Source organism: Nitrospira sp. Vd2, from assembly GCF_979581665.1.
Genome location: NZ_CEFZSK010000010.1, coordinates 1 through 25267, shown reverse-complemented (window position 1 = coordinate 25267; position 25267 = coordinate 1). Strand labels below are relative to the sequence as shown.

At 61.8% G+C, this 25267-nt stretch carries 23 protein-coding genes; 10 read left to right on the top strand and 13 right to left on the bottom strand.

The genetic code is table 11. The features are described from left to right. The first annotated feature begins 69 nt into the window (after nt 1-69). The 5 genes from AC1U7K_RS04800 (at nt 70) to cysE (ending at nt 4668) form a co-directional block, all read left to right on the top strand. Nucleotides 70-1608, top strand: coding sequence for a DegQ family serine endoprotease (locus tag AC1U7K_RS04800; RefSeq protein WP_480249693.1), 1539 nt, complete (start codon nt 70-72; stop codon nt 1606-1608). 50 nt (nt 1609-1658) lie between these two features. Then, nucleotides 1659-2681: a PIN/TRAM domain-containing protein gene (locus tag AC1U7K_RS04795; protein WP_480249692.1), complete on the top strand. Its 1023-nt coding sequence runs from the start codon at nt 1659-1661 to the stop codon at nt 2679-2681. Beyond that, complete coding sequence (gene ispD, locus AC1U7K_RS04790; RefSeq protein WP_480249690.1) at nt 2674-3399, top strand: 2-C-methyl-D-erythritol 4-phosphate cytidylyltransferase; 726 nt, start codon at nt 2674-2676, stop codon at nt 3397-3399. The genes AC1U7K_RS04795 and ispD overlap by 8 nt, the downstream gene beginning before the upstream one ends. Nucleotides 3400-3479: 80 nt before the next feature. Beyond that, nucleotides 3480-3956 (top strand): 2-C-methyl-D-erythritol 2,4-cyclodiphosphate synthase, encoded by a 477-nt coding sequence (gene ispF, locus AC1U7K_RS04785; RefSeq protein ID WP_480249688.1) that lies wholly within the window; start codon nt 3480-3482, stop codon nt 3954-3956. 79 nt (nt 3957-4035) lie between these two features. Further along, on the top strand, nt 4036-4668 hold the full coding sequence (gene cysE / locus AC1U7K_RS04780; RefSeq protein WP_480249686.1) for a serine O-acetyltransferase: 633 nt from the start codon (nt 4036-4038) through the stop codon (nt 4666-4668). 218 nt (nt 4669-4886) lie between these two features. On the opposite strand, the gene AC1U7K_RS04775 is transcribed toward cysE, so the two are convergent. The 6 genes from AC1U7K_RS04775 to AC1U7K_RS04750 form a co-directional block, all read right to left on the bottom strand. Then, the gene (locus AC1U7K_RS04775) at nt 4887-6089 is read right to left on the bottom strand and encodes a PDZ domain-containing protein (RefSeq protein WP_480249684.1); all 1203 of its coding nucleotides are present in this window, start codon (nt 6087-6089) and stop codon (nt 4887-4889) included. Nucleotides 6090-6235: 146 nt separating this feature from the next. After that, the gene (locus tag AC1U7K_RS04770) at nt 6236-7723 is read right to left on the bottom strand and encodes a response regulator (RefSeq protein ID WP_480249683.1); all 1488 of its coding nucleotides are present in this window, start codon (nt 7721-7723) and stop codon (nt 6236-6238) included. Nucleotides 7724-7913: 190 nt separating this feature from the next. Continuing rightward, nucleotides 7914-8648 carry a tRNA pseudouridine(38-40) synthase TruA gene (gene truA / locus AC1U7K_RS04765; RefSeq protein WP_480249680.1) on the bottom strand — a complete coding sequence of 245 codons (735 nt, stop codon included), beginning with the start codon at nt 8646-8648 and terminating at the stop codon, nt 7914-7916. A 70-nt stretch (nt 8649-8718) separates the two neighbouring features. Further along, entirely contained in the window at nt 8719-10032 is a 1314-nt protein-coding gene (locus tag AC1U7K_RS04760) for an N-acetylmuramoyl-L-alanine amidase (protein ID WP_480249677.1), read from the bottom strand. Nucleotides 10033-10141: 109 nt separating this feature from the next. Beyond that, nucleotides 10142-11155 (bottom strand): cytochrome d ubiquinol oxidase subunit II, encoded by a 1014-nt coding sequence (locus AC1U7K_RS04755; protein WP_480249675.1) that lies wholly within the window; start codon nt 11153-11155, stop codon nt 10142-10144. Further along, entirely contained in the window at nt 11142-12479 is a 1338-nt protein-coding gene (locus AC1U7K_RS04750) for a cytochrome ubiquinol oxidase subunit I (protein ID WP_480249674.1), read from the bottom strand. Before AC1U7K_RS04750 ends, AC1U7K_RS04755 begins: the two co-directional genes overlap by 14 nt. Before the next feature lie 99 nt (nt 12480-12578). Between AC1U7K_RS04750 and AC1U7K_RS04745 the strand changes: the two genes are divergently transcribed. Continuing rightward, entirely contained in the window at nt 12579-13100 is a 522-nt protein-coding gene (locus AC1U7K_RS04745) for an NYN domain-containing protein (RefSeq protein ID WP_480249673.1), read from the top strand. On the opposite strand, the gene AC1U7K_RS04740 is transcribed toward AC1U7K_RS04745, so the two are convergent. After that, the gene (locus AC1U7K_RS04740) at nt 13087-13854 is read right to left on the bottom strand and encodes a TatD family hydrolase (RefSeq protein WP_480249671.1); all 768 of its coding nucleotides are present in this window, start codon (nt 13852-13854) and stop codon (nt 13087-13089) included. The genes AC1U7K_RS04745 and AC1U7K_RS04740 overlap by 14 nt on opposite strands. Nucleotides 13855-13959: 105 nt before the next feature. Between AC1U7K_RS04740 and AC1U7K_RS04735 the strand changes: the two genes are divergently transcribed. The 4 genes from AC1U7K_RS04735 to AC1U7K_RS04720 all read left to right on the top strand — a co-directional run bounded on the left by AC1U7K_RS04735 (nt 13960) and on the right by AC1U7K_RS04720 (nt 17985). Further along, nucleotides 13960-14298: a hypothetical protein gene (locus tag AC1U7K_RS04735; protein ID WP_480249670.1), complete on the top strand. Its 339-nt coding sequence runs from the start codon at nt 13960-13962 to the stop codon at nt 14296-14298. Nucleotides 14299-14364: 66 nt separating this feature from the next. Next, nucleotides 14365-16791 carry a TonB-dependent receptor gene (locus tag AC1U7K_RS04730; RefSeq protein WP_480249669.1) on the top strand — a complete coding sequence of 809 codons (2427 nt, stop codon included), beginning with the start codon at nt 14365-14367 and terminating at the stop codon, nt 16789-16791. A gap of 79 nt (nt 16792-16870) precedes the next feature. After that, complete coding sequence (locus AC1U7K_RS04725) at nt 16871-17299, top strand: energy transducer TonB family protein (protein ID WP_480249668.1); 429 nt, start codon at nt 16871-16873, stop codon at nt 17297-17299. Nucleotides 17300-17343: 44 nt separating this feature from the next. After that, on the top strand, nt 17344-17985 hold the full coding sequence (locus AC1U7K_RS04720) for a phosphatase PAP2 family protein (protein WP_480249666.1): 642 nt from the start codon (nt 17344-17346) through the stop codon (nt 17983-17985). Here AC1U7K_RS04720 and AC1U7K_RS04715 read toward each other — a convergent pair. The 6 genes from AC1U7K_RS04715 to metG form a co-directional block, all read right to left on the bottom strand. Continuing rightward, the gene (locus tag AC1U7K_RS04715) at nt 17891-18814 is read right to left on the bottom strand and encodes a cation diffusion facilitator family transporter (protein WP_480249665.1); all 924 of its coding nucleotides are present in this window, start codon (nt 18812-18814) and stop codon (nt 17891-17893) included. The two genes, AC1U7K_RS04720 and AC1U7K_RS04715, sit on opposite strands and share 95 nt — an antisense overlap. A 316-nt stretch (nt 18815-19130) precedes the next feature. Then, entirely contained in the window at nt 19131-19820 is a 690-nt protein-coding gene (locus AC1U7K_RS04710; RefSeq protein WP_480249663.1) for a class I SAM-dependent methyltransferase, read from the bottom strand. Next, nucleotides 19817-20494, bottom strand: a complete 678-nt coding sequence (locus tag AC1U7K_RS04705) for an HAD family hydrolase (RefSeq protein WP_480249662.1) — start codon at nt 20492-20494, stop codon at nt 19817-19819. The genes AC1U7K_RS04710 and AC1U7K_RS04705 overlap by 4 nt, the downstream gene beginning before the upstream one ends. Beyond that, entirely contained in the window at nt 20491-22341 is a 1851-nt protein-coding gene (ftsH, locus tag AC1U7K_RS04700; protein WP_480249661.1) for an ATP-dependent zinc metalloprotease FtsH, read from the bottom strand. Before ftsH ends, AC1U7K_RS04705 begins: the two co-directional genes overlap by 4 nt. A gap of 52 nt (nt 22342-22393) precedes the next feature. Beyond that, the gene (locus tag AC1U7K_RS04695) at nt 22394-23245 is read right to left on the bottom strand and encodes a hypothetical protein (protein ID WP_480249660.1); all 852 of its coding nucleotides are present in this window, start codon (nt 23243-23245) and stop codon (nt 22394-22396) included. 2 nt (nt 23246-23247) lie between these two features. Continuing rightward, on the bottom strand, nt 23248-25267 hold a 2020-nt coding region (metG, locus tag AC1U7K_RS04690; protein ID WP_480249658.1), incomplete at its 5' end, for a methionine--tRNA ligase.

The window sequence follows — 25267 nt, the reverse complement described above, 5'->3', positions numbered from 1 at the left end:
ATCGGCTGATGCTTCTGACCGTCACTTCAGCCGTCCCCTCAACCTCAACCGACGCCTCAGGGAGTCTTCGTGACCGGACATGAACCATCCAGAGCGGGACGCCGGCTGTCGTCCCTCTGGATCAGCCTTCTGCTCATCGCGGGCGGCGTCCTCATCGGGTTGACGGTGGCCTCCGATCTCGGCTGGCTGCCGTTCGGCCATGCCGTGCCAGAGTCGGCTCGACCCGCTCCGGCCGTCCCCACACCCGTCGCTATTCCACCGTCGGCCATTCCGGATTCTGAACGCAGCTTCGTCCGCGTGGCCAAGGCGGTGACGCCGGCGGTCGTCAATATCTCGACAATGCGGCAAGGCCGGGAGGGCGGCCATGCGATGCCCTTCGACGATCCCTTCTTCCGCCGGTTCTTTGGCGAGGAATTCTTCCGGCGCTTCGAGGCGCCGAGGGAGCGAAAGGAGCGGAGCCTCGGTTCCGGCGTGATCGTCGATGCGAGCGGATTGATCATCACGAACAATCACGTTGTGAGCAAAGCCGACGAGATCAAAGTGCTCCTCTCCGACAAGCGCGAGTTCAAAGCGAAGCTCGTCGGGACGGATTCCAAGACGGACATTGCGGTGCTCAAGGTGGACACCACCGGATTGCAGACGATTCCGTGGGGGGATTCGGATACACTGGAAGTGGGCGAATTCGTGTTGGCGGTGGGCAATCCCTTCGGTCTCAACCAAACCGTCACGATGGGGATCGTCAGCGCGGTCGGCCGGGCCAGCATGGGGATCGCCGAATACGAAGACTTCATTCAGACGGATGCGGCCATCAATCCCGGCAACTCGGGTGGTGCGCTGGTGAATGCGCGCGGCGAGTTGATCGGCATCAACACGGCGATTTTCAGTCATAGCGGCGGCAACATGGGCATCGGGTTCGCGGTGCCGAGCAGTATGGCGCGCACGATTCTCGACCAACTTGTCAGGAGCGGGAAGGTGGTCCGCGGCTGGCTCGGCGTGTCGATTCAGGAGCTGTCGCCTGATTTGGCCCAGCAATTCGGCGTGAACGAGTTGAAAGGCGTGCTGGTCAGCGAGGTATTGGAGGACAGCCCGGCGAAGCGGGCGGGAGTCGAGCGCGGGGACGTCATTCTGGAATATGACGGTCGGCCGATCGAAAGTCCGACCCAACTCCGGAACGCAGTCGCGAAGACGGCCGTGGGGAAAAAGGTCGTGCTGAAAGTCATCCGCGACAAACGGCCGAAAATGGTCGATGTGACGATCATCGAGCAACCGAAGTCGATCGCGCAGGCGGGCGGGGAAGAACGCGAGGAATCCGTTGCGCCGACCGGGGTTCTCTCCGATTTGGAGGTGCAGGAGATGACGCCGGAGATCGCACGCCGGCTTGGGCTTGCGATCCGAGAACGGGGCGTCGTGGTCACGCAGGTGCGGTCGGGCAGCCTGGCGGAAGAGGCGGGGGTCAAGGAAGGCGACGTCATTCTCGAGTTGAACCGCCGGCCGATTCCCAATCTGAAAGCGTATCAGGAAGCAGCGGCGAAGACAGGAAAGGAGGAAGCGGTCCTGCTGCTGATCAAGCGACAAGGACGGACGAGCTACGTGACGTTGAAACCGTGAGCGTCATGGGTGTTCCACAACGAGCAACCGATGAAAGGGGGTGGAGAGGTATGATACGACGAATCGCGTTCGTCGTTGTCAGCGCTCTCGCCGGCATGGCCCTATTCATCCGGGGAGGGGAGCCGAACGGTGGCGACCTGATCGAGGGCTTCGTGATCGGGGCGGCGACGGGCGGCTTGATTGTCGGCGGAGAGTATGCGCTCCAGCGGTTGTCATTCGGCGTGATCGCCGGCGGCACCGGGGGCCTCGCGGTCGGACTCTTGTTGACAGGATTGGTGGAATGGGTCGGCAGCGTCGTCTTCGACGTACAAACCGTGTTGTTTCATATTACCGGACTCGTGTTTTTGTTGGGGCTGCCGTACCTGGGACTGGTCCTCGGCGCAAAATTCGGCCACGAAAAAATGCCGGGGCCCACGAAACGTCCGGATCAGGCCGTGGAAGTGGTGAGCCGGAAGATTCTCGATACGAGCGTCATCATCGATGGCCGGGTTGCCGATTTGGTCGAAACGGGATTTCTCGAAGGCACGTTTCTCGTGCCGCAATTCATTCTCCATGAACTGCAGCATATCGCCGACTCGTCGGATTCATTAAAGCGCGCCCGTGGGCGGCGGGGCTTGGACATCCTCAACAAAATGCAAAAGATGGTGGACGTCGATGTGCGGATCATCGACGACGATTTTCCGCACGTCAAAGACGTGGATTCGAAGATCGTCGTGCTCGCCAAGAAAGTCGGGGCGAAAGTCATCACGAACGACTTGAACCTCAACAAGGTGGCCGAGCTTCAGGGCGTCCGCGTGCTCAACATCAACGAACTCTGCAATGCCCTCCGCCCGGTCGTCTTACCTGGTGAGACGATTCGCGTCTTCGTCTTGAAGGAAGGGAAAGAAGCCGGGCAGGGTGTGGCGTATCTGGATGACGGCACGATGATCGTCGTGGACAACGCCAAGCGCTGCATCGGCCGCAATGTCGATGTGGTGGTGACGAGCGTGTTGCAGACGACCGCAGGCCGGATGATCTTTACCCGCCTCCGCGAGGAAACCGAAAAGGAGGAGTTCCAGATCGCGCGTGGCTAAGAGGAGAGTGGCCGCCGTCGTTCCCGCCGCGGGGCGGGGACTCCGCATGGGGGGAGCCGTCCCAAAGCAGTTTCTAGCCTTGGGAGGGCTCCCCATTCTTGTGCATGCACTCCGGGCTTTGGAGCAGTGCCGGGCGGTGACGGATATCTTGCTCGCCGTTCCGGCCGCCGACCGCCAGTCCTGCCTGACCGATATCGTCGAACAGCACCGCTTTCACAAGATCCGAAAGATTGTCGCCGGCGGTGAGCAGCGTCAGGACTCGGTCCGGCATGGACTCCAAGAGGTTGAGTCCGACGTCGAGATCGTCCTCGTCCACGACGCCGTCCGGCCGCTGATCACCGAGACGCTGATCGCCGCGGTGATTGACGCCGCGGCGACGCACGGCGCCGCGATCGCGGCCATCCCCATGCGCGATACGGTGAAGCGGGTCGGCCACGATCATTTCATAGAATCCACCCTCGACCGCGGACCACTCTGGCTCGCCCAAACGCCGCAAGCGTTCCACCGCGCTCTGTTGGACGAGGCGCATCGCAAAGCACAGATCGAGGGATTTCACGGGACGGATGACGCGCAGTTGGTGGAACGTCTTGGACGCCGGGTTGCGATCGTGGAGGGCAGCGCCGAGAACATCAAGATCACCAGGCCCGAAGACCTCGTGATCGGTGAGGCGATCCTGGCCGCCCGCGCACGAGGAAGAAGCGGTCATCGTGAGCAATGAACCGTCAACCGGCAGCACACCAATCGTAGTAACTCGGAAATCATGAAGAACGCATTACGAATGAGAATTACGGAGGCTGAATGAAGGTCGGACTGGGCTACGATATTCATCCGATGGCGGCGGGGCGCAAGTTGATCCTAGGCGGCGTCGAAGTGCCGCACAGCCAAGGGCTGGTCGGGCATTCCGATGCCGATGCTCTCGTGCACGCCGTCTGCGATGCCTTGTTGGGCGCGATGGGGGAGGGAGACCTTGGGCATCACTATCCCAGTTCGGACGCGCGCTACAAGGATATGTCCAGTCTCAAACTCTTGGAAGACGTGGCCGGGATGCTGACCAGTAAACAATACCGCCTCGTCAATCTTGATACGGTGATCATCGCGCAGGCTCCGCGGCTGGGACCTCATCTGGCCGGCATGCAGGCCCGCCTGGCCGACGTGCTGAAGGTCAAGCCGGAACAGGTCAACGTGAAAGTGAAGAGCGGGGAAGGATTGGATGCGATCGGCCGCGAGGAGGCGATCGCCGCCCAGGCAATCTGTTTAATTGAACGTCTGCCCTGATCCCCGATCCAACCGGCCCTCGCTCCGTTTGTGCTCTCACCCTTGATATAGTATCTTTATCCGACACAGAACATCCTCCATGTTGAGAGCGATTCGAGAGGATCTCCAAGCCGTTTTTGATCGCGACCCGGCGGCGACCAGCCGGATCGAGGTCATCCTGACCTACGCCGGCTTTCACGCGCTGCTCGCGTATCGGTTTGCCCATTGGGTGCGGGGGAAGGGCGTTCCGTTCCTTCCGCGCGCCATCAGTCAACTTGCCCGTCTCCTTACCGGTATTGAGATCCATCCGGGGGCGACGATCGGCCGCGGGTTCTTCATCGATCACGGGATGGGGGTTGTGATTGGCGAGACGGCTGAAATCGGCGATTACGTCACCCTGTTCCAGGGCGTTACGCTGGGGGGGACCGGCAAGGAACGAGGGAAGCGTCATCCGACCCTCGGCAATCACGTGGTGGTCGGCGCCGGGGCGAAAATTCTCGGCGGCATTCGCGTCGGCGACAACGTGAAGGTCGGCGCCAACTCCGTCGTGTTGAAATCAGTGCCGGCCAACAGTACGGTCATCGGCGTGCCGGCTCGCGTCATCAAGATGGAGGGCGAGCGGCTACCGGAAGCCACCATGGACCACACCAACATTCCGGACCCGATCATCGATCGGTTCGAGGCGCTTGAACGCGAACTGATCGATCTCCGCAAAAAACTCGACAATCCCTAATTCTTGGCGCGACAGGACCCGTCTGATGAACAACAGAGGGGCAGTGGCGCGCCAGACCTACCCACCGATCATGGCGCTCAAATGCCGGAAGCGGTGTCGCGTCGCGACTCTCCCATCTGAAATCCGGCGCCTTTGTGGACACCTCTCCCGGGGATCAGATGCCATGACCGAGTGGTATCTGCCGAGCCACGGCCTGGAAGTCGTTCGCCCCGAAGTCTCTATCGCGCCAAGAATGTAGTGACGTGTAGTTCCAGTCGATCACTTTCCCGCTCGATACGGAGGACGGCCGGGGCGGCTTGGAGTTCCGTCCAGCTCCGCACGGGCACCCCGTCCATCGAGACGATCCGGTCGCCTTCCCTCAGGCCGGCCAACACTGCCGGTCCGCCTTGCAGCAATCCCAATACGCGCACGCCTCGACCGGTCCATCCGTAGTCGGGAACGATGCCGAGCGGATTATCGCCGAACGCAGCAGCCAGAGAGGCGAAGCCGTAGGCCGACGCCTCTTCGACGGCCGCACGGTGCACCAGTCGGGCCCCGCTTGGAAAATCTGTGGCTAGCCCGCTCGTAGGACGAGCCGTGGCGGTCGTATGCTGCCGGAAGAGCGTCGTCCCGGTTTCCACGTTGAGCAGGCGCAAGTCCAGCGAAGCGGTGCTTCCGGCGTCGCTGTCCGTCGTCGACATGCGATAGATGAGCAGCGCATCGGCCCCCGCATAGCCTCCCACGCGAGCCATCGTCGCGTCGTCGACGCGGCCGCTGTGCTGCCACTCGAGTTCCTCAAACAGACGCTTGCCGTCCTCACGCTCGACTAAGACCAAATCGGGATGCCGAGATCGCATGAAGTTCAGCGTCAGATCGAGCCATGAGGACACCGGGGGGGGCCGCGTCTCGGAGGATCCGATGACGGCGAGGCGGTGGATCGGCATCGGAATCGGGGGCGGCATGAAAACCGGGACGACCGAAATGGTGACGCGCGGCTTCCGCCTTGTGGGCGTCGCCCCGTCCGCTGCCAGCGCGTCGCCGCATACGCGGCCATCGACATGGCCGACGAGTGTGGGGCTTCCCCACAAGCATACGTGCCCGTTCCAAAAGGCGACGTAGTGCGGATGAGGCGGTTCGGCGGGAAAATAACAGAAGGGATGCCACGGACAATGGATGAGGTAGCTATACCATTCGTGCTTCGGGTAGAGCCGGTATTCCCAAATCGTCGCATGATCATCCGACCAGACGATCCGATCCGGCTTACCTAACGCCTTCCGGACCTCGGCTTGTGACATGGATCGTGAGAGCCGGTCGTCCAGTTTCGCGGCATCGTATGCATAGGGAAGGATGACCCCGCAAGCGGACAGCCCCACCGCCAGCATGAGGGATAAGAAGGCCAGGCGGATGATGCCTGCGCTTCGCGACCGGTCTTGATCGTTCATGACCCTGCTTCATCGTAATCGCCTCCAGCACCGGGTGCCAGCCGGGCAGCTACGTATCGCCGTTTTGAGAAATCTGCTCGAGCTTGCACACTCGCACGCTTCTCGTCGGGGAAGGAGCGAGACGGCACGGGGGCGCACAGCGCGGCTTATTCGAGAAGTCGACCAATGGTCTGCAGCAAGTCGCTGGGCTTGAACGGTTTGGCCATGGTGGGGACCTTGGGGAGTATGGGGGCGTCGCCGACGAAGGCTGTCATCAGCAGGACTTTCACGCGGGGGTACAGATGATGGATCTGTTGAATGAGTTGCACGCCCGTCATGCGCGGCATGACCATGTCGGTGATCACGAGGTCGAATGGCTCGCGGTGCAGACATTGGAGGCCTTCGGCGCCGTCGGTCGCTTCAGTCACATCAAATTCCGCATGACGAAGGATATCGCCGATGACCGTCCGCACATCGGCGTCGTCCTCGACCAGGAGAATACGCCCCGTGGTGACGGCGCGCCTCTCATTGCGAACGCCGGAACATTTCTCCGCGACAGGGACTGCCGCCTTCGGCAAGGCGAGTCGGACGGTCGTCCCCCACGACGCATCGCTCGAGATGTCGATGTATCCACCGAACTGGCGGACGATCCCATAGGCACTGGCCAGTCCCAACCCTGCCCCCACACCCGGCTTCGTGGTGAAGAACGGTTCGAAGAGATGCGCTTGCACGTCCGGCGTCATGCCCGTGCCCGTATCAGTGATCGTAATCTCGGCATAGTCGCCCGGCGCCGTGCGGTAGTCGCGAGCCGCCGCTTCCTCGAGCGTCACCTGCTTCGTTCCAATGAACAATCGCCCGCCGCTCGGCATGGCATCACAGGCGTTGTTGACGAGCGCGACGATCGTCCGTTCCAGTTCCGTACGATCCGCAATCGTCGGCCCCACCGCTGCGTCCAAATCCCAGGTGACCGAGACATGATGCGTCTCGCTGATCCGCTGGATCGCCGGCTGCATGTCGCGGAGCATCTCGGTGACGTTCAATTGATCTGGATGCGCCACTTGGTGATGGGTGAAGGCCGTCAGCTTATGCGCGAGCCCTGCGGCACGCTCGCCCGCGAGCCGGATATGATGGAGGCGGGCTGCGCGGGGGTCCGCCTCGGAGATCTCGTTCAAGAGCACCTGAGTGTGGGCCTGCAGGACGGTCAGGAGGTTGTTGAGGTCTTGCACGACACCGCCGGCGAGCCGGCTCAGCGCTTCCATCTTTTGCGCCCGGTGCGCGGCATGTTCGCTACGCTTTCGTTCGGTAATGTTGTTGATCGTCTCGATGACATGCAGGCGGCCGTCCTCGGTTGGGGCGGTGGTCCATTGAACGAGGAGATACTGATCGTCCGGCAACCGCACTTCGTTGGAGGTCAACTTCCCGCTCGCCACCGCTTCCGGCATACGGCAAAAGTTACAGGGCGCGGAGCATTTGGCGATGCCATCATAGCACCGTTGACCGGACAAATTACCCAGCCGGTCCAGTCCAGTTTGGTTTTGAAACTGGACGCGATAGGTGGCCGGGTCGATGACGGCGACCATCACCGGCTGGCTGTTGAGCAGCGTCTGAGGATCGTACGGTGAGGGCGTCGGTCTGCCTGCTTGGTCGGAACTCACGATGTGTACACTCCGGCCTCTACCGGGACACGGCACACGTACGTGGTGCAAAGGTGGTTCCGACTTGGTTACGCCGCGGACACAGTGAAGTGTGCAGGAACATTGGAGACGGAGTTCACCGGGCCACGCGGGCGACGGAAAAGAAGATACAGTTCGTATCCGGTTTGATACGGAAGTGCTGCCACGGAGATCAGTACTGAACGCGGACCAAGTACAAGCCGTGAGAGGGAGCCGTTTGCCCGGCAGCGCGCCGATCATGCGCCTCAAGAACAGCGCTCATTTCATCCGTGGAGCGTTTGCCTTGGCCGACCTCCACCAACGTGCCGACGATCGCCCGAACCATCTGCTTGAGAAAGCGGTCGGCTTCAGCCTCGATCACGACGATGGAGTCCGCTGCAGAAATATCAAGCCGGAGAAAGGTACACAGAGCGGTCTCCCGCTCGGCCCGTGGTCCCTCAAAAGAACGGAAGTCATGGGTGCCGAGGAGAGGCAGCGCCGCGGCCCGCATAGCAGTCAGGTCGAGCTGCCCCCAGAGATGCCAGGCGCGGGTGTGCTCGAACGCCGATCGCTCGGCGCGATTCAAAATCCGATAGCGATAGAGTTTCGATCGGGCTGCGTAGCGCGCGTGGAAGTTCTCTTCCACCTCGCTGGCGTCGAGAACGGCGATATCGGGCGGCAGCAGGGCGTTCAACGCTCTCGTCCATTCACCTGCTGTCAAGCGATCGTTGCATCGAAAACTGGCGACTTGCCCCAGCGCGTGAACGCCCGCATCCGTACGTCCCGCTCCAACTACCGAAATGGGAGTGCGGGCGATGTGCGCCAACGCCGCTTCGACGGCAGCTTGAATCGTCGGCTGATCGGGCTGCCGCTGCCAGCCCGCATACCGAGTGCCGTCGTATTCCAAGATCAGCTTGAAGGTGGGCATGATGAGTGGAGATATGGTGGTAGAGACGTAAAGTGATAGGGTCAGAACTCTTTTCTTAACACCCTACCCCTTACCCCTTTACCACTTTCTCGCGACCAGCCGCGACCTGCGCCGGGCCGATGAAGGCTTTGATGCCGGCGAGGATGCCTTCGGCGATGTGGTTGAGGAAGCCTTGCCCCTGCATCAACCGCTCTTCGGTGGGGTTCGAGATGAAGGCGATTTCCGCGAGGATGCTTGGCATGGCGGTGAAGCGCAACACATAAAACGGGCCGGCCTTCACGCCGTGATCAATCACTTCGTAGTGGCTGTTCAATCGCGATACCAACGCTTGTTTTGTAAACCAAGCAAGGTCGATGGACTGCTCCATCTTCTTCGTGGTGGTCAAGTCGGCCAGAATATAGCCCAGAGTTGAGTTCATCGTTTCCAGCGGCATATTGTTTTCACGGGCCGCCACCGCGAGCGCCCGCGGATCGCTCGCTTCGCCGAAGTGGTAGATCTCCAGACCCTTCGTTGCCCGCTGCGGATGCGAGTTCACATGGATCGAGACGAAGAGGTCGGCCTCGTGCCGGTTCGCGAAGGTCGCCCGGTCTTCCAGTTCGACGAAGACATCGCGGTCCCGGGTCAGGAAGACCTGTTTGCCGAGCTCCTTGACGATGAGGTCGCGAAGCAACAGCGCCACTCGTAACGTGATGTCCTTCTCGGCCGTGCCGCCACGTCCGATGGCGCCGGGATCCTTGCCGCCGTGCCCTGCATCGAGCACGATGGTCTTTACTTCTCGTGCCATTTGCCGGCGCACGGGGGGCGTCAGCGCGCGTTCGACGGCGGGCGGCGGAGGAACGGGCGCCAGTTCCTCTTGTGGCAACTTTTCATAGAGATCCACGACCAGACGATGAGGATTCTCGAGCGGCAGCAGCTTGTAATCGCTCAATGCGTCGAGGTCGAGCGAGATCGTCACGGCATGGGAGCGTCCGCGAGCCGCTTGGGAGACGAGCACGGGCGGCGGCAGCTCTCCTTCGGTCAACCGTGCTTTCGCCGTTCGGCCCAGCAGCGAGTTCTGTAGCTCGATGACGAGCCGGCCGGACTGCTTCTGCCGTTGCTGAGTGAACGTGACTTGCCGCTGCAGGTCGAAGACCAGCCGGGTGTGGTCGGTGTAGGGCGTCACGCGAATGTCTTGAATGAGGACCGGCGTCGTGAGAGCGCGATGCGGCTTTTTCTTTTTTTTCGCCACGCCGTGAGCGCTGACGAATCCAGGGATGCCGTGACCGGGAAGCGCGGATGCCGCGGCATCCGCGTGAATGGCCAGGATGAACACGGCGAGGCCACCGAGGAGCGCAAGCTGAAAAAAGCGGGAAAAGCGGCACATTTCGGGATTGTCCCTACGCATCCCCCCTGGTTTTCTCAGATGCCGCCAGGCTTGTCAAGGTGCGGGAGCGGGGCACGGCGAGATGGGAAGGGATGTTCTCTTCCTGCTCGATGAGGGGGATTCCATTGTTTCAGGATGTCCTGTCGAGTGCCATCGGTCCCCCCTTAAAGATTCGATACAAGACGTAGAGCGAGGGGAACAGGATCACCGCGCCGGCGATCAGGGCGCCGAGCAGGAATGTCAACGTGCTCACCGGCGCCGCGCTGTTGTAAAGCGTCAGGTCAGGCGGGACGAGATACGGATATTGGGCGAGGGCCCAGCCGATGACCATGAAGGTAACCTCCGTTGCGGCGAGGAGGCGAGTCTTCCGTGGCTGCCGGCGGATGATCGACAGGAACATGGCGGTGCCGGCGAGTCCGGTTCCGACCAACAGCAACGAGCCCCAAACAGAGCGGATGAACGTCGCCCACAGCGGCCGCTGCCCCACCGTCATCAGCAGGAGCAAGGCCGCGATCGCGTGCGTGACCACGGCGGCGGTCAGCGCACGGCGCCGAAAGTGAGAGGCCAAGGAAGGCTGTGCCTCCACCCACAAATACACTGCAGACAGCCAGAGCCCCACGGCAAGCGCCAAGCAGCCGACCAGAAGAGAGAACGGCGTCAACCACGACCAGACGAACACATCCACGAACGTCCCGTGCCGCTCATACACGTGCCCCCCGGTGATCGCGCCGAGAACGATCCCGAGAAGAAGCGGGGCCAGCGTGCTGGACGCCGCGAACAACCAGTCCCAGACGCCGTGCGTTGGATCGGCCCGCACGTCATGACTGCGAAACGCGAAGGCCGAGCCGCGCCCGACGATTGCGAGCAGCAGGACAACCAGCGGAATGTGCAGCACGGTCATGATGCGCGCGAAGGCCGGAGGAAATGCGGTGAACAGCAGCGTGACCACGAGAATCAGCCAGACGTGGTTGGCTTCCCAGATCGGCCCGATGGCGTGTTCGATCTGATGTCGCGCCTCCGCCCGGCTCGGGCCGCGTTCAAGGAGATACCACGCCCCGGCCCCGAAATCGGCGACGCCGAACAGCACGTACCAGATGAGCGACACGACGATGATGCCCCCGATCGCGACCTCAAGCGACGGCATGGCCATGCTCCTGAGTTCGAGGTGCATCTTTGTGAGGGATGGCCGCGACCTGTCGCCCGATCAGCCAGATGACGATCACCCCCAGGGCGATATAGACCACGGTAAACACGACGAGCGGGATGATCAATCCCGGCATCGGCGTCACTGCTTCGGCGGTTCGCATGATACCGGTGATGATCCACGGTTGCCGGCCCACTTCGGTGACCGTCCACCCGGCTTCGATCGCGACGAACCCAAGCGGGGCCACGCCCACGATGGACCAGAGCAACGGGCGCGAGCCGAGCGGATCCGGTGCCCTCCACCATCGCCAGGCCGCCCATACAGTCACGACCGCGAGAGCAAAGCCGGCGGCCACCATGATTTGAAAGGCGAGATGCACGACGCCGACCGGCGGCCACTGGTCCCGCGGAAAGCGATCAAGGCCAACGACCTCCGCACCGGGATCATGGGCGACAAGGAGGCTGAGGAGCGTGGGAATTTCGACTGCCCAGCGAACGTGCCCAGCGTCCTCATCCACCATGCCGCCCAGAACGAACGGCGCACCGGCTTGCGTGTGAAAATGGGCTTCGAAGGCCGCCAACTTCACCGGTTGGTGCGTCGCGACGTGCCGGGCGAGGACGTCGCCGGACAGTGGTTGCAGCACGGCCGGCAGACCGCCGACGAGTAAGGCGAGCGCGCACGCCCGTTGATGCAGGCGATGGCCGGGCTCCTTCAGTAAGGCGTAGGCGTGGATACCGGCGGCGAGAAAGCCGGTGGCGATAAATGCGGCGAGCAGCATGTGGATCGCTTCACCGACGGCCGAAGGATTCAGCATCGCGGCGAGTGGATCGACACGCACGATCTGACCGTTCGCCGTTTCGATGCCGGCCGGCGTATTCATCCATCCGTTTGCCGCCACCACGAAGGCGGCGGACGCGACCCCGCTCAAGGCCACGAGCGCGCCGGCGGCCAAATGGAGCCGCGGCGAGATGCGTGTCCAGCCGTACAGATAGATGCCGAGAAAGATCGCCTCGGTGAAAAAGGCAAACCCTTCCATCGAGAAAAGTACACCGATGGCGCCCCCGGCCCACGCCATGAAGTGTGGCCAGAGGAGCCCAAGCTCGAACGAAAGGACCGTGCCGGAGACGGCGCCGACGGCGAAGAGGATGGCACTCCCGCTCGCCCACCGTTTGGCGAGCGTCAGGTATTCAGGCGCGCCGGTCCGAAGCCAGCGCCATTCGGCGAGGAGCATCATCACCGGCATCACGATTCCAATTGCCGCAAAGATGATGTGAAAGCCCAACGACACGGCCATCTGGGAGCGTGCGGCCAGCAGGTCGGTCATGGTTTCAGCGTAAACGGAAGATCGGTCGCCGGCTGTCGGCGAATGGACGGTCATGCGTCGGTGTGTGGGCGGCGTCCATCGGGTGTATACTCAGCAGACATGGCGACGCATCTGATCATCGACGGCTACAACGTGCTCGGGAGGCGAAGACAGGTGGGCCCCCAAGCTGAGGCGGCGCGAGAACAACTCGTGCGCGACCTCGCGGGCTATCATCAGCGCAAGGGTTGGCCGATCACCGTCGTGTTCGATGGGTGGCGCGAAGGCCAGAGCTCGGAACACCAGGAGCATCGCGCAGGCGTGTCCGTGATTTACTCCAAGCGCGGTGAACGCGCCGATCAGGTCATCCAGCGATTGGCATCGCAGGATGGCGCAGCCTGCTCCGTCGTGTCGTCCGACCGGGAGGTCCAGCGCTCGGCACGCGCCCATGGAGCGTTCGTCCTCGATGCCGCCGAATTCGAGGCACGGCTGCGCGACATGCCGCGAGCCTCGTCTGTTGCCGGAAGATCGCAGAAGGACCGCGAGGAGCCGTCACCGCCGCGATCGACCGCCGATAAGAAAGGCAATCCCAAGAAATTGCCCAAGGCGCTCCGGCGCCGCCAGCGCCAGCTCAGGGGATTTTGAACAGAGCTTTCGCGTTGCGGGTCGTCGCCGCGCCCACTTCTTCGAGGGTGATGCCTTTGACCTCGGCAATCTGTAGTGCCACGCGGGCGACGTAGGCCGGCTCGTTCCGCTTTCCGCGATAGGGGACGGGCGCGAGATACGGACAATCGGTCTCGATGAGGATGCGGTCGAGCGGCGCTTGCTTGACAATCTCGCGCAAGGCGGTCGCGTTTGGAAACGTGATGATGCCCGAAAACGAGAGAGAAAAGCCGAGATCCAACGCGTCGTGGGCCAGCGCGGCATCGCCTGAAAAGCAGTGAAAGACGCCTCCAACGGTGGACGCTCCCTCGTCGCGGAGGATCGCGACCGTGTCGGCCTGCGCCTCTCTGGTATGGATCACGATTGGCTTCCGGAGTTCGCGCGCCAGGCAGACCTGCTCGCGTAGGCGCTGCCGCTGGAGCTGCGGAGCCGAATGGTTGTAGTGATAATCCAGGCCGATCTCCCCGTAGGCCACGACCTTGGCATGCGTCGCCAGGCGTCGCAATTCTCCGTACCACTCGTCGCCGATATGCTTGACCTCGTGGGGATGGACCCCGACCGAGGCATACACGTTCTTATGCCGGTCCGCAAGGGACACGGCCGCGCGGCTGGTGGCGAGATCACAACCGATCGTGATCATCGTCGCGATGCCGGCGTCGCACGCCCTCGTCAGAACGCTGTCCCGATCGCCGTCGTATCGGGCGTCATCAAGATGGGTATGAGTATCGATGAACATGACGGTCCTCGATGGCGCGGCATCGTACCACATCGTTCTGAGGGCAGCCAGTTTCGCCCGTCGCGCTTGACCTCTTTTAGGGAAGTTTGTTAGAAGCGAGCCGCCATGTCGACCACCGCCATGTTCAGAAGCCGAATCCTTTTCGACCGCGGCCGGGTGTTGATGGTCGTGACCGCCGCGCTCGTGCTGCTCGGCATGGCGCCGTTGGCGGGCGCGCTGGAAATCCATCATGCCCTCGCCGCGGCCGACCACGATGGTCATCAACACTCCGATTCCGATCTGTGCCAATGGGTTCAGCACCACACGGGCCATTCGCTCACCATCTGTGCCCACTCGGCCGTCCTGTTGCGGCGCGCCGAGGATCTTAACGCCCGCGAGCCGCTTCCCCTTCTGTCCGCCCGGCCGATCTCGGGCGGTCCCTCTCGCGCTCCGCCGCTCTTCTGATCCACGTGGTTCTCGCGCCGCTCCTTCAAGACGGCGTGTGTCATCGTTGTTGGATCAGGAGGAGAGATGTCTCGACGACAGCTCGTCGTCGGTGTGCTCGTGGCTTGTGCGCTGGCCTGGGCTTGGCCGCTTCAGGCGGCGACTTCCGAGACGCCGAATAGGGCCGCCTTGCCCAATCCTGTGACCGGCATTGTGCAATACGAGGATCTTCGCCGGGTCGGCCAGGCCACGGTCCAGATCAGGGATCAAGAAGGCACACTGCTCAAAAGCGTGGTGACGAATGAGGCGGGTGAATTCCTGACGACCGTTCCGGGCGAAGGAACCTTCTCGGTCAGTGCCCTGCAGGGCGACCTCCGGAGCGAGTATCTCGTCATTCAAGGGCAGCGGCTGCCCTCTGGACCACTCACACTCACGCTCGCCCATACCACCGAACTCGCATTGGAAGTCGTGGCGCCCCTGCCCCCCATTCAGTATCGGGCCTCAAGTGAAACCTATGCGATCACGCACCGCGACATCGAGGTCATTCCACGAGGCAACAACATCAACTTGGATGAGCTGCTGGCGACGGTCCCGAGCGCCGCGTTGGGGGCGCTCAAGCAGGTCCATATCCGGCAGGATCACGACAACCTTCAATTCCGCATCGACGGCGTGCCGATTCCCGATACCGTCACCTCGACGTTTACGGATGTGCTGACACCGCGGGCATGGGAACGCGCCGATATCATCCTCGGCGGCCTCGAGGCGCAGTATGGAAATCGAACCGCAGGGGTGGTCGATATCACCGGCAAGAGCGGGACGCGGCCCCCCTTCGGCAGCATCCAAATGTTCGGCGGCTCGAATCAAACCATCAACCCGTCGTTCGAATATGGCGGGACGATCGGCGAGAAATTCCGGTACTATGCCCTCAACAGCTATACGTCGACGAACCGCGGGATCGAGCCGCCGACCCTCGGGCACTCGGTGTTCCATGACCAAAGCGAGCGCAACCAAACCTATCTGCGCGGCGACTATCAACACGACAACCGGAACAACTTCACCTGGCTGTTTCTCAACTCCGTCGCCAAATATCAAATTCCCACCAGGTCAGGCCTTGCGGTCGACCCGACGGTGCTCGGCCTGCTGCAGGCGCAATCGGCCGGTTTCATCCCGGTGGCCTCGCAGGCCATCGATGAATTCCAGAAGGAGAACAATCAATACGGGCATATGGTGTGGCGGCACGACATCAATGCGACCAACTACTTCAGCTTCGCCGGCTACTTTCGTCACACGCAGGCGATCTTCACCACCGATCCGTTGAACATCTTGGCCTATACGCCCGACCCCAGTCAGCCGTTTTCGGCGGCGAATCAAGATCGTTCGGCGTACTCCGGCGGCATTCGGTTCGATTACACCTACGTGCCGAACGCGCAGCACGTCATCAAGACCGGCTTTCAGATCGATCGGACCCAGGCCGTCAACAAGACGCAGTTGTTCGTCTTCGACCGCGATCCGCTCACCGGGGACCCGACCGGATCACTGATGACACGGGACGCCGACAATCGGCTGATCGGCTGGCGGGAGGAGTTTTGGGTGCAGGATCAATGGACGCCGAGCAATCGTTGGACGTTCAACGTCGGCGTCCGGTACGATCAGGCGCAGTATCAGGTGGCCGAAGGCCAGGTGAGCCCGCGTCTCGGCGCGACGTACAAGGCGGACAACGCGAACGTCTTTCACGCCTATTACGGCCGGTTGTTCACGCCGCCGAATCTCGAAGCGATTTCGTTTGCGAAGCTCAATACGATCGGGACGACCGCGCAGCCGGACAACACGACGAACAATCCGGTCCGGGCCGAACGGTCGCATTATTTCGAAATCGGCAGCTACCACGCAATCACGTCGAAGATCACCTTGGAGCTCGCCGCCTATTACAAGCTGAACCACTTCCAATCGGATGCCGGTCAATTCGGCACCACGCCGCTCTTGAACTTCTTTGCGTTCGACCGCGGCTGGCAGCGTGGGATCGACGGCGCGCTGAAAGTCCAGGTGAGCGATCGTCTGACCGCGCGCGGCAATGTGGCATGGGGTCAATGCAAGGGGTACGGGCTTCAGTCGGGGCAGTTTCTCCTGAGCCAAAAAGAGATCAACGACATCAACTCCAACGGCGGCGTGTATTGCGATCATTCCCAATTCATGACGAGCTCGGCGGTCGTGACGTATCAAGTGCTGGAGCGGACGACGCTGACGGGTCAGATGCTCTACGGGTCCGGTCTTCGGACCGCCGAGGAGGGAGCGAAGACGAATTCCACGCACAGTCCCTCCTATACCGTCTATAATCTCTCGCTGGCTCATGTCTTCCCGTTGGCGGGGCGGCAGAAGTTTTTGGTGGCGGTCGATGTGATCAATCTCCTCGACCAAAAGTATTTCCTCAATCAAGGCGAAGGCAGCATCGGCCTGGGCGTCGCGCATGCCGGCATGCCGCGGTCGATCTTTTTCCGCGGACAATGGTTTTTTTGACGCAGTTGACAGTGAGGCGAGACGGTCGACATCGAATGCGACGTGTGCGCGTCGGGTTGAGGGTGGTTCGACGGTCACGATGAGAGCGGCTCTCTCGATCATGGCGTTCATCTTCATGGGGTTCCCTGCGGTAAGCCATGCCGTGGAGGGCGATCGTGCCACGCACCAATCCGATCACGATGAGGATCTGATCGAGATCCCGGAAGTCCATATCCATGGGCTCCCACTGAGCCAGGATCAGCAGCGGGGGCCGGTCCCGGTCCATACGCCGTGGCCGACGATTCCGCCTGCCCTGGAAGGCCGCGAAGTCGATGACTGGATGAAGGCGCGCTTCCTCGTGAGCAAGGACGCGAAGGTCAGCGTCGTCGTACTCGAGCCGGCGAAGCATCGGGAGTTGACGGTGGCCGGGCTGACCGCGCTCAAACAGTGGCGGTTCGATCCGCAGATGCGGGGGGACCAACCGGTCGATGGCGAAGTCACGGTCCGCATCCACTTCCGAACGCAGTGAGCCGATGATGCGTCGAATTGCTGTCTTTACAGGGCCGAGGCCGCGTGCGTTGGGACGTTGAGCTCTTCCGAGCCATCAACGAATTGGCGGGCCAATCCCCGCTCCTCGATGCGTTCATGCTGGGTCTGGGCCATCCGTCCAATCTCGTGCTGCCGCTCGTGCTCGTCTTGGCCTATTGGGTGTGGACCGACCGGCGTGAGGCGGTCATCGGGGCCGTCAGCCTCGCCGCGCTCTTCCTCTTCAGTGATTTCCTTGGCGCACAAATCAAGCATTGGGTCGCGCGGCCGCGGCCATGCCGTATGCTCGAGTCGGTCCATCAACTGGCCGGCTGTGGCGGCACCTATAGCTTTCCGTCCAATCACGCGATGAACACCGCCGCTGCGGCCGCCTGTGCCCACGTGCTGTACCCCATGACCGGCTGGGTGACATGGCCCCTCGTCGTTCTTATCGGCTTCTCACGAATCTACGTCGGCGGCCATTTCGCGACGGACGTGCTCGGCGGGTGGGTATTGGGAATCTTGCTCGGCGGCGGAGCCGGAGTGCTGTTGTCGCGGTGGCGTGGCTTCAGAGCGGCGGGTCAGGCAGGGCGGGCTAGAGGTGATGCGCCGCGGTCAACTGACTCAAGTCACAGTGGATCGCCTCGCCATGGCCACACTGCGTCTCCATCTGAATCGTCAGATGCTTGATGCCGAATTCTGACGCCACGCGCGCCCGCACCGTTCGGAGCAGTTCGTCGGTCAGATTTGAATCGTCTCCATCCACCATCACGTGGCACGTCAACATCACGAGGCGCGGCTCGACCGCCCAAATGTGCAGATCGTGCACGTTCTTGACGCCGGGAATCTTCTCGATCGCCTCGACGACATGCGCGGTCTTGATCCCGGGCGGGGTGGACTCGAGCAGGACCTCGAGCGACTCGCGCAACAACGGCCATGTGCCTCTGACGATGACGACGACGATCACGAGACTGACGAGCGGATCGAGCACCATCCAGCCGGTGATATAGATGGCCGCGCCGCTCGCCACGACGCCCAAGGAGACCCACGCATCGGCGAGCATATGGAGGAACGCACTCCGGATGTTCAAATCGTCGTGCGCGCCGTGCTCGAGCAACAGGGCGATTCCGAAGTTGGCCGCGAAGGTAAATAAGGCCACCCCCATTACCCATTCGGCAGCTACGGGAACTGGTGCAATGATCCGGGAGACGGCCAGCCCGGCGATGATGGCGGCCGTGATCAGCAGAATGACCGCGTTGATGAACGCGGTGACGATGCCGGCGCGGTGATACCCGAAGGTTCGCACTTCGGTTGCCGGCCGAGCTGCCAGCATGTGGGCGTACAGCGCAAGGAACAGGGAGCCTTGGTCGATCAAATTGTGCCCGGCATCGCTCATCAGGCCCGTGCTGTTCGTCCACACGCCGGCGAGAAACTCCGCCAGAATGACGACCGCATTCAGCCCGATCGCCACGTAGAGGCGATGGCGAATCTGCCGGTAATGAGAGGGAGAGTTGCCCATGCCAGGTTAGTTTCGCATGGACTGGGGCAAGGTGCAACGGCGTGGGCGCAGCGCGGATAGAATCGATCTCAAAATCGCTTGAGCTGTGGGAGAGCAGCCGGAACGGGGGCAGCGGCTTCGCTTGAAAGACAGAGCGGCGTGGACCGCTCGGACGCTCCGCTAAGATACGGCCGGCTCACCATCTCGCCGGCGTCCGCAAACGTGACGCTCATTATTCTTCGCGTCGCGGACCTCTGATGGCGCTGCGCCGCTGCCCCCGTTCCAGCTGCAGGATGAGCGATTTTGAGATAGCTTCTAGTCCGGGCGGTCGCGGTTCCTACGGCGCCGGCACGAACTCCATGAAATACTGGCGCGGCAAGAACGTGTGTTCGCGGAGCAAGCGATACCCGGCTTTGGTGAATTCGTCGATGACCGTTTGCTGGGGAACGAGGTGCTTGCGGGGAAAACCAACGTCGCCGGAGCGCGCATCGTGGTAGAAGTCGATGATCGCGACGCGCCCGCCCGGCTTCAGCGCCGATTTGAGATTCGCGAAGTACGTCGGCCGATCCTCAAGATGGTGATACGTATTGCACAAGAAGATGAGATCGACGGACTGGGTCGGGAGCTTGGGGTTGTCGGGTTGGGCCAGGATGAACTCCGCCGTGTAGGGCACGTGCATGTGCTCGACGCTGTCTTTCGTGTACGTGATCATCTCGGGCTCAACGTCGACCGCGTACACCTTGCCGGACTCCGTCACCGCTTCAATGAAGCGCCGCGTGAAGTAACCTGAGCCCGCGCCGATATCCGCCACCGTCATGCCGGGCTTGAGCTTCAACCCCTCGATCACCTCGACCGGTTTTTGATAGCTGTTGCGTTCGGGACTGTCGAGATGCTCGAGATACGCCTTGATGTCTTCGGGCCGGCGACGATGGCCATTGTGCTGGTCGGCCGCCGGTGTCCAGTCGGCGGCAAAGACGATAGCGACAAGGGCAAGGAGAAGAAGACGAAGTTGCCTATTCGGTTTCATGACACTGTGCTTCCGCCTGTTCTCGCTCTCAGGCTTTCGACGACCTCTTTGGACGCATGCAACTCATAGTGGTGAATTCCACGGAGCCCCAGGCGAAATGTCGCGTGCTCGTCAACCGGTTTCGACCAAAACGCCGCGCCAAATGCCATGCCGGCCTCCTGCGCGGCTTGTGCATCGAGCAGCGAATCGCCGATGTAACAGGTCTCGCAGGCGAACACGTTGAGCTTCTCCATGGCCGCGATCAATCCTTCGGCATGAGGCTTGGGGTGGAACACATCGTCATCGGTAATGACGACATCGAAAGGCGCAAGCGATGCCTTGGTACACGTCGTCGTCCACGCCGCGCGGCTCTTTCCAGTCACGATCCCGATGAGCCAACCGTTGGCGCGGAGCTCGTCGAGCATCGATGCGACACCCGGGTACAGGCCGTCACAGTGGCTGTCGTGCAGCGCTTCGTAATAGGACAGAAACAGGCGGAAGGAATCGGCGAACCGTTCAGCATCGACGACCCGCTCGAGGAGCCGGCGCTCGGCGGTCGGCTTCAGGTCGAGAATTTCCCAATTCGTGAGGCGGCGGCCGAAGTGGGGTTCGAGTGCGCGGCGGAAGGCTTCCAAGTACAGGCGCCACGTATCGATCAGGGTGCCGTCGAAATCGAACAGGACCGCGCGTCTCAACTCGTCGTCCCCGTGTGGGCCAGTTGCGGCGCGGCCGATTCGGCGATGATCGCCTTGAGCTCATCACCCGTGATCGTCTCCTTGGTCAAGAGGACGGCCGCAGCAGCACGCAAGCTCTTCTCCTGGGCTTGGAGGATCTTTTGCACGCGGAGGTATTGCTCGTCGATGATGCGCCGGACCTCGCAATCGATCTCCCGGGATGTCGCTTCGCTGTAGTCGCCGGTCGGCTCCGGCTGCGCGGCCTGAAGAAAGAGCGGTCGTCGGTCTCGCTCGAGGCTCACCTGCCCCAATTTTTCACTCATGCCGTACGCCTTGACCATGCTCTTGGCGATATCGGTCGCTTTCAATAAATCATCCTGCGCACCGGTCGAAATTTCATGATAGATCGTTTCTTCGGCGACCCGTCCGCCGAGCAGCACGGCGATCTTGTTGAGCAGCTCGGTCCGCGTCATCAAGAAGCGATCTTCGGTTGGCAGTTGCATGGTGTAGCCAAGAGCCGCGATCCCGCGCGGGATGATGGAGATCTTGTGTACCGCGTCGGAGCCGGGAATCGAGAGCGCCACGAGGGCATGGCCCACTTCATGGTGCGCGACACGCTCCTTTTCCATTGGATTGAGCACCCGGTTCTTCTTTTCCAGGCCGGCGATCACGCGCTCCACCGCTTCTTGCAGTTCCGGTAAGCCGACGCTGTCTCTGCCGCGTCGGACGGCCAGGAGCGCCGCTTCGTTGATCAAGTTCGCCAGATCGGCTCCCACGAAGCCCGGCGTCATGGCCGCCACGACTTCGAGGTCTTTCTCATTCGCCAGCGGCACGTTGCGCGCGTGCACTTTCAGGATCGCGAGACGACCGGCCTTGTCCGGTCGATCGACCAGCACGTGGCGATCGAAGCGCCCGGCGCGGAGCAGGGCCGGATCGAGAATTTCCGGCCGGTTCGTCGCCGCCATGAGAATGACGCCGACGCGCGGATCGAAGCCGTCCATCTCGACGAGGAGCTGGTTCAACGTCTGTTCCCGCTCTTCATGCGCCATCGGGCCCACGCCGCGCGCCTTGCCCAGCGCGTCCAACTCATCGATGAAGATGATGCAGGGAGCCTTGTCCTTGGCCTGCTCGAACAGATCACGCACGCGGGCCGCGCCGACGCCCACGAACATCTCGACGAACTCCGATCCGCTGATCGAGAAGAACGGCACCCCGGCTTCTCCGGCGACGGCGCGGGCGAGCAGCGTTTTTCCGGTCCCCGGCGGACCGACGAGCAGAATGCCTTTCGGAATTTTCCCGCCCAGGCGCCGGAATTTCTCGGGCGTCTTCAAGAACTCGATGACTTCTTTCAGCTCTTCCTTGGCCTCCTCGACGCCCGCGACGTCGGCAAAGGTCACCTTGACGTCTTTCTCCATGTAGATCTTCGCCTTGCTCCGGCCGACCGTCATGAATCCGCCCTGGCCTTGTCCCATCCTTCGCAACAGAAAAAGCCAGACGCCGAAGAACAGCGCGATCGGGATAATCCACGACAACAGATCTCGGAAGAACGTGCTCTCGATCACGCCGGTGATGCGGACGTGATGCGCCTCCAGTTCACGAACGAGGTCGGGGTCCTCGACCCGCACCGTATTGAAGACGTGCGGTTGGGCCGGCTGGCCTTCCTTGCCCTCCGCTTTCATCTGCCCGTGAATCACGTTGGTCGAAATCGACACCTCCTCGATCTTGTCGGCCGCCAGCGCAGCTTTGAAGTCACTGTAGGGGATTTCGGTTGGGCTGAAATAGGGTGTGACGAACAATTGGATGAGCATCAGCGCCCACAGGGCGATGAAGACATACCAGATGGAGAATTGCCGCTGCTTCTTGTCCATTTACAAGAGAAGGCGGGCGTGCCGTTTCGTCCGCAGCCCATTCTACACTGCTTCAGTTCGTTTTGCGCTTGAGTTGTTGGCTGACGACCGGATAATGTGCCTCCCCCATGCCGAAATGTCCCCCGGCGGTGTCGGCTGCGATGACGCGCAGCGTAATCCCGTCTGGCGCGTCCGAGGGGAGCGGCACGAAAAATGGCGCTTCGAAGACGCTCTTGCTGCCCGAATAAAACATTTGCAGCCGCTCGACCACACGGTCGCCGATCAACACTTCGCCGTGAATGTCCATTTTACGGGAGTCCCAGTCGCTGTGTGGTCGAACCAGCGAGCCGGACAGTGTACGCACCGAGGCGCCGAGCTTGACGTCGTCTTTCGCCATCAGCGGTTCACCGCCCTTCGGATACTCGATTTGCACGATGTATCCGTACAGATGAAGGACGATCCCGTCGTTGGTGAGATCGCGGCCCGGAAACAGCAGCACGGTTTGGGAGGCCCGTTGCATGGCCGACGGGTAGGCGAGCGGTCCTTGCGCGGTAATTTCCACCAGCGTCGGCCGGTCCAATTGGAGCGTGGCGTGGAATGATGCGGAGGGCCGGGTGGAATAATGGGGCTCTTCCAGGAGGCGCGGCGTGCGCATGATCTGATTTTGATCGCCCGCTTCGCCTGTCTGAAGACCGGATGCCAGCAGCCGCCCGGTCTTCACGTCGGTAATCGTAATCCGGGCACCGCCGACCGGATCGCCGACGACCATCGCACCGTGCGCGACGACACGGACGAGAATCTCGGTGTCGATCGCTTCGCCCGGCTGCGTGGTCACGTCGTGGAGAGTCGTGCCCCAGGCGACGGCGGGCCATACTATGGAGACCAGGAGCAGGCTGTGTCGAATCAGGCGCAGGCGCCGAATCATACCTATTTGACTTTAATACCGACCGGGACCGCCTCCACGAAGGTCGCCAATCCTTCCACCTCTTTGTCGCCGGCCGCGAGCACCATGCCTTGCGACTCGATGCCCATGAGCTTGGCGGGCTTGAGGTTCGCGACCACGATAATTGTCTTTCCAACCAAGTCCTCCGGCCCATATTTCTTGCCGATGCCGGCCACGATCTGCCGCTGCTCGGAGCCGAGATCGACCTGCAGCTTCAGCAACTTCTCCGATTTCGGCACCCGCTCCGCGGTCAATACCTTTGCCGTGCGCAAGTGGATTTTTTGGAAATCCTCGATTGTGATCTGACCCAGGGGCGCGGCCGGGGCTCCAGCGGATGCGGGCTGGCCCGGTGATGCGATAGAACCGGCCGGTGTCGTCTGTTCGCTCATGATCCTGGTCGCTCCTTGCGGTTTCGTTTCGATACGGGGGAAGAGCTGCCGGCCTTTGGCGATCTTCGTGCCGACTTTCAATTGGCCCCAGGCCGCCTGCTGTTCCAACGGCTGCTTGAAATCGAACGGGATGCCGAGTTGGGTACGGATTTCGTGCGCGGTCGTCGGCATGAACGGAGAGAGAAACAAGCTCAGGAAGCGCAGGCTCTCGGCGCAGTTGTAAAGCACGCTGGCCAGGCGAGAGCGGCTGTCGGGATGCTTCGCCAAGACCCATGGGGCCGTCGTATCGATATATTGGTTCCCGTGCTGGACGAGGTTCCAAATGGCCTCCAGCGCCTTATTGAACTCGCAGTCCTTAAGGTGACCGAGGACAATCGGCTGCAGCTGCTCGGCGGTATGGCGCAACGTCTGCTGCTGTCCGAGACCGTAATCGGGCTCCGGTTGTGGAATCGCTCCCCCGGCAAACTTGTCGATCAGCGTGAGCGTCCGGCTCAACAGATTGCCCAAGTCGTTCGCAAGATCGGTGTTGATGCGCCCGATCAGCGCATCGCGCGAAAAGTCCCCGTCCTGTCCGAACGGTACTTCCCGTAGCAGGAAGTATCGGAACGCGTCGGTGCCGAACTCGCCGATGATCTCGGTGGGATCGACCACGTTCCCACGGCTCTTTGACATCTTCTCACCTTCGACGGTCCACCAGCCGTGCGCGAAAATTGTACGAGGAGGCTCAAGACCAAGCGCGCGTAGCATCGTCGACCAATACACGGAGTGGGTGGTGAGAATGTCCTTGCCGATGAGATGGACGTCGGCCGGCCACCAGTGCAGGAACCGCTTCTCATCGACGGTGTATCCCGGAATCGAAATATAGTTCACGAGCGCATCGAACCACACGTACGCCACATAGTCGCGATCGAACGGCAGCTCGATGCCCCAGGACAGGCGCGATTTCGGCCGCGAGATGGAGAGGTCTTCAAGCGGGTGTTTCAAAAAGCCGAGCACTTCGTTGCGGCGTGACGTCGGCTTGATGAACTCGTCGTGACTCTTGATGTGCTCGATCAGCCAGTCCTGGTACGTCCCCATCCGGAAAAAGTAATTCTTCTCGCTCAACCGTTCCACGGGGCGCTTGCAGTCGGGACACAGGCCGTTCACCACGTCCTTCTCAGTCCAAAACCGCTCATCCGCTGTGCAATACCAGCCGGTATAGCTCGCTTGGTAGATCTCCCCTTTGTCATAAAGGGCTTGCAGTGCGGCTTGAACGACAGCTTTGTGCCGAAGCTGCGTGGTGCGGACGAAATCGTCGTTGGAGATATCGAGCCGCGTCCAGAGCTGTTGAAATTGGGGGGCGAGCCGGTCGCAATACGCTTGGGGATCGATGCCGGCCTTGTGCGCCGCCTGCTGCACCTTTTGCCCGTGTTCATCGAGGCCGGTCAGGAAGAACACGTCCTGTCCGCGAAGACGGGCGAACCGTGCCAGCACGTCGGCCGCGATGGTCGTATATGCGTGGCCGATGTGCGGCACATCGTTGACGTAATAGATCGGCGTCGTGATGTAAAAGGTCGGCTTCATGTTTATTTGCCCCGCCCGCCCCAGGCGCGCCGAGACGCGCCCCTTCCCGGCT

Bases quoted from the DNA above. Each gene is read 5' to 3' on its own strand.
- AC1U7K_RS04710 (WP_480249663.1), bottom strand. From the start codon at position 19,820: ATGAAACCGAATAGGCAACTTCGTCTTCTTCTCCTTGCCCTTGTCGCT.
- AC1U7K_RS04750 (WP_480249674.1), bottom strand. From the start codon at position 12,479: ATGACCGACCTGCTGGCCGCACGCTCCCAGATGGCCGTGTCGTTGGGC.
- AC1U7K_RS04740 (WP_480249671.1), bottom strand. From the start codon at position 13,854: ATGTTCATCGATACTCATACCCATCTTGATGACGCCCGATACGACGGC.
- AC1U7K_RS04745 (WP_480249673.1), top strand. From the start codon at position 12,579: ATGGCGACGCATCTGATCATCGACGGCTACAACGTGCTCGGGAGGCGA.
- AC1U7K_RS04695 (WP_480249660.1), bottom strand. From the start codon at position 23,245: ATGATTCGGCGCCTGCGCCTGATTCGACACAGCCTGCTCCTGGTCTCC.
- AC1U7K_RS04795 (WP_480249692.1), top strand. From the start codon at position 1,659: ATGATACGACGAATCGCGTTCGTCGTTGTCAGCGCTCTCGCCGGCATG.
- AC1U7K_RS04755 (WP_480249675.1), bottom strand. From the start codon at position 11,155: ATGCCGTCGCTTGAGGTCGCGATCGGGGGCATCATCGTCGTGTCGCTC.
- cysE (WP_480249686.1), top strand. From the start codon at position 4,036: ATGTTGAGAGCGATTCGAGAGGATCTCCAAGCCGTTTTTGATCGCGAC.
- AC1U7K_RS04725 (WP_480249668.1), top strand. From the start codon at position 16,871: ATGAGAGCGGCTCTCTCGATCATGGCGTTCATCTTCATGGGGTTCCCT.
- truA (WP_480249680.1), bottom strand. From the start codon at position 8,648: ATGCCCACCTTCAAGCTGATCTTGGAATACGACGGCACTCGGTATGCG.
- AC1U7K_RS04730 (WP_480249669.1), top strand. From the start codon at position 14,365: ATGTCTCGACGACAGCTCGTCGTCGGTGTGCTCGTGGCTTGTGCGCTG.
- AC1U7K_RS04735 (WP_480249670.1), top strand. From the start codon at position 13,960: ATGTCGACCACCGCCATGTTCAGAAGCCGAATCCTTTTCGACCGCGGC.
- ispF (WP_480249688.1), top strand. From the start codon at position 3,480: ATGAAGGTCGGACTGGGCTACGATATTCATCCGATGGCGGCGGGGCGC.
- AC1U7K_RS04760 (WP_480249677.1), bottom strand. From the start codon at position 10,032: ATGCGTAGGGACAATCCCGAAATGTGCCGCTTTTCCCGCTTTTTTCAG.
- ftsH (WP_480249661.1), bottom strand. From the start codon at position 22,341: ATGGACAAGAAGCAGCGGCAATTCTCCATCTGGTATGTCTTCATCGCC.
- AC1U7K_RS04775 (WP_480249684.1), bottom strand. From the start codon at position 6,089: ATGAACGATCAAGACCGGTCGCGAAGCGCAGGCATCATCCGCCTGGCC.
- AC1U7K_RS04715 (WP_480249665.1), bottom strand. From the start codon at position 18,814: ATGGGCAACTCTCCCTCTCATTACCGGCAGATTCGCCATCGCCTCTAC.